This is a genomic window from Ectobacillus sp. (genome assembly GCF_056992975.1).
Map to the genome: position 1 here is coordinate 1 of NZ_JBXKMX010000239.1, position 4,235 is coordinate 4,235.

Here is a 4,235-nt window from a genome sequence, read left to right on the forward strand (position 1 = left end):
CACAATAGTTTTTAAATGCTTGCGGTAATTTTGTAGACCAAAGCACCGTCAAGTTTGGTTCCGGAGCAGGTCCTAAATTCGTTAAAGTATGAAGAAAACGGAACGAGTTTTTCGTCACAAGTGGACGTCCATCTAAGGCAACACCGCCAATGGATTCTGTTACCCAAGTTGGATCACCTGAAAATAGTTCATTATAATCGGGTGTTCTTGCAAATTTCACGAGACGGAGCTTCATAATGAAATGATCGACTAGTTCTTGTGCCGCTTCTTCTGTTAATGTTCCGTTTTGTAAATCACGTTCTACATAAATATCAAGGAATGTTGACGTACGTCCTAAGCTCATAGCAGCCCCGTTTTGCTCTTTAATAGCAGCAAGATAAGCAAAGTATAGCCATTGAAAAGCCTCACGAGCAGTTGTTGCGGGTTTTGATATATCAAATCCATAGGAAGCTGCCATTTTCTTTAATTCAGACAAAGCACGATATTGTTCAGAAATTTCCTCACGAAGACGTATAACTTCTTCACTCATTGTTTTTGATGTATTTTCAAAATCATATTTCTTCTCTTCCATCAGACGATTTACACCATACAGCGCAACCCGGCGATAATCACCGATAATACGTCCACGCCCGTATGCATCAGGTAGCCCTGTTATAATAGCTGATTTTCGTGCCGCCTTCATTTCAGCTGTATATACGTCAAATACGCCTTGGTTATGTGTCTTTCGCCAATCTCGAAAAATTTGACTTATATCTTCTCTCACTTTAAAGCCATATGATTCACATGCTTGTTCGGCCATACGAATGCCGCCAAAAGGTTGAAGAGAACGCTTACAAGGTTCATCTGTTTGAAAACCAACAATAGCTTCTAATTCTTTATTTAAATAACCAGGATTATGAGAGACAATCGTTGATACGATTTCAGTATCCATATTTAAAACGCCATCACTTAGTCTTTCTAATTGAGTAAGCCCCATTACTTGCGCCCACAACGTTTTCGTTGCATCGGTAGCTTCTGTTAGGAATGATTCATCCCCGTTGTATGCATTCATATTTTGTAATATAAAATCACGAACATTAATTTCACGTTTCCAAGTTGTACCTTTAAAGCTTTGCCAAGCATCTTGCACTTTTTCTACCAGTTGAGTCATCTCAATCTCCTCCATTCCATTCGTAAAGGACAAGGCGTTTGATATACAGATTTCATTATTAGCATACTATTTGAATCAAAGCAATTACACTCTTAGATGTGAAACATCTGTGAATGATTTCACAAATAAGTACCCATTTTTAAAACGAGAAAGATGCACCAAAGGCGCATCTTTCTCGTTTAATTTGACTGAAAGCTAACATATCTCGGATTTGCATTAATCCATTCATTTCCTCCTACGTTATACCAGCCATTTTTCTCACTAAAGACAATATACTTTTCTCCCTTGTTCACTGTTTTAACAATTCTTCCAGTCATATTTGGCGTTGCACGTACATTAAGATTACGGACAAGAATCGTTGCTACTCCAGTCACATTTGGTACAGGTGCACTCGTACCGCTAGGAACCAATGAGACATAGGCGCTATTAGCGCTGATCCATTCATTTCCTCCTACGTTGTACCAACCGTTTTGTTCATAATACACTTGATAGGCTTCTCCTTTATATACAACCTTCACGATACTACCATTTATGCTAGGGGCTGAACGAACATTTAATGCATCAACTAGGATTGTAGCAATGCCGGAAGTAGCCTGTGCTGGAGGTATAGTGGTTTGTCCATTAGGTGTAAATGTAACGTATTGAGGCTTTGCACTAATCCACTCATTTCCACCTACGTTATACCAGCCATTTTGTTCGCTATATACGATATAGGCTCCCCCCTTATTCACCACTTTCACAATGGAGCCATTTAAGCTCGGCTGGGTGCGAACATTTAATGAATCAACTAGAACCGTGGCAATTCCTATTCCATTTGGAGATGGCTGCGGTACTGGTGCGGGGCTGCCGCCTCCGCTTGATGCGGTAAATTCATTCACTACGTCTTGTACCAAATTAGAAAAAGTACGTCCTGTATACCGCAATGCGTTCGACGGATCCTCTCTTCTCGAAGGATCAAGTTCTTCATGTCCTATAATACTAGTGCTAGGATCTAACCCAAATCGATAGCAAATATACGCAAGAACCCACACGTAACGCTTGTAAGCCTCCTCGTTATCGATTGATCCATTATCTGAAAAGCAAAGTTCCACTCCAATTGCCGCATCATTTGCATCCACACCATAGCGCTCATTATCACCCGTTACATCATACCGCACATGCCACGCTTTTTCCGGTGCATTAGTCAAGGCAGGAATACATTCTATGATTTGCTTATCATCTACAAATAAATGAGCAGAGGCACTCATTTCATTACGAGAACTTTCATAGTAGCTTACATTTTGTGCTGCAGTTGAATTCGTATTTCCTGTATCGTGCGCGACAATAAATACAACTTTTTGAATTAAGATGCCCGATCTCCGTAAACTAGGTGCCGTTAAATACTGTGGAATCACATTATACTTCATTGAAAATCCCATTCTTTCTCCTCCTTACTAGTAGGTAAAGCATGTACTACATGCTTTCATACTAGAAATAAAGTACAACTCATGAAATTGGGAAAGAATATTAGTTTCCCTCTAGCAGTATATTCAAACTTTATTTAATATCTAATACACCCTCGAAAATGGACACTATATGACGCCTTTCTTTATAACGTTATTCTTTTTTTGGATAGCTACATAGTATTTGTTCCAAACTAACCCTATTCCATACTAAGGAGTGAAGAGTATGCGTAAAACCAAAATTGTTTGTACGATTGGACCAGCTAGTAGCACCTTAGAAAAATTGAAAGAGTTAATCCAAGCTGGCATGAATGTAGCACGTCTAAACTTTTCCCACGGTACTTATGAGGAGCATGGTGCACGTATTGAAATGATCCGTCGTGCTTCGTTACAAACCGGAATTACTGTTGCCATTTTATTAGATATCAAGGGGCCTAAAATTCGAACACACGAGTTTGTTGGGGGTGAAACACGGTTAGAGGATGGTTCAACTGTCATTGTTTCTATGACTAAAGTGCTAGGCACAGCAGAACGCTTTTCTATTACATATGAGGGACTGTATGATGATGTAGCAATCGGCTCCCGCCTTCTACTCGACGATGGATTATTAGAATTAGAAGTAGTTGACAAGAAAAACCATGAACTACAAACCACCGTCATTCACGGTGGAATCTTGAAAGATCATAAAGGCATGAATGTTCCAGATGTCGACATCCGTCTTCCCGGTGTAACGGAAAAAGATATGCAAGACATTCTATTTGGTATTTCACAGCATGTAGATTACATTGCAGCTTCGTTTATTCGAGATGCTTCAGATGTTCTAAATATTAAGCATATTTTACAAGAACATCAGGCATCTGCCATTCGTGTCATTCCAAAAATAGAAAATAAGCAAGGGGTGCAACATATCGATTCTATTCTTGATGTTGCTGATGGGCTGATGGTTGCTAGAGGAGATTTGGGGATCCAAATGCCCGCAGAAGAAGTCCCCCTCATCCAGAAGATGTTAATTCAAAAGTGTAACACTGTTGGCAAGCCCGTTATAGTCGCTACACAAATGCTAGACTCTATGCAAAAGAATCCTAGACCAACTAGGGCAGAAGCATCTGATGTGGCAAACGCCGTACTAGATGGTAGTGATGCGATTATGCTCTCTGGTGAAACAGCGGTAGGCCTCTATCCAGTTGAATCTGTTCAAACGATGCACCGCATTGCCCTTTCTACAGAGGTATCGCTTGATTATGAAAAGCAGCAACGAAACCGGATGAAATTTAATACACCTCAAATCACAGAAGCCATTGGACAATCCGTATCACATACTGCTCTATCACTCAATATAAACGCCATACTTGCACCGACGAAGAGTGGGTACACAGCAAGAATGATTTCGAAATACCGCCCGAAAGCACCCATTATCGCTCTAACTTCAGATGAAGTGGTCCAAAGACAACTGGCACTGATATGGGGCGTCACCGCAATTCTAACAAAGCCTGTAGCATCAACAGATGAAATGTTACAGCTAGCAGTAGAAGAAGCAAAAAAAGCTGCACATATTGCAAATGGTGATACCATTATCATTACAGCTGGTGTTCCTATTGAAAAAGTTGGTACTACGAATTTGATGAAAATTCAAATTGTATAAT

2 protein-coding genes and 1 pseudogene are annotated in these 4,235 nt (G+C 40.1%); 1 reads left to right on the forward strand and 2 read right to left on the reverse strand.

All coding sequences use genetic code 11. From position 1 onward, the window contains the following. Together AC11ZT_RS10950 and AC11ZT_RS10955 are read right to left on the reverse strand one after the other, a co-directional pair. The coding region (locus AC11ZT_RS10950; protein WP_484059625.1) for a pyruvate formate lyase family protein at window positions 1–1,150 on the reverse strand (1,150 nt) is incomplete at its 3' end. Between the two features lie 179 nt (window positions 1,151–1,329). Further along, window positions 1,330–2,568, reverse strand: a complete 1,239-nt coding sequence (locus AC11ZT_RS10955; RefSeq protein WP_484059626.1) for an N-acetylmuramoyl-L-alanine amidase — start codon at window positions 2,566–2,568, stop codon at window positions 1,330–1,332. 250 nt (window positions 2,569–2,818) lie between these two features. On the opposite strand from AC11ZT_RS10955, the pseudogene pyk reads away from it, so the two are divergent. After that, window positions 2,819–4,231 (forward strand): annotated as a pseudogene (gene pyk / locus AC11ZT_RS10960) (pyruvate kinase); the annotation flags it as partial. Window positions 4,232–4,235 lie beyond the last annotated feature (4 nt).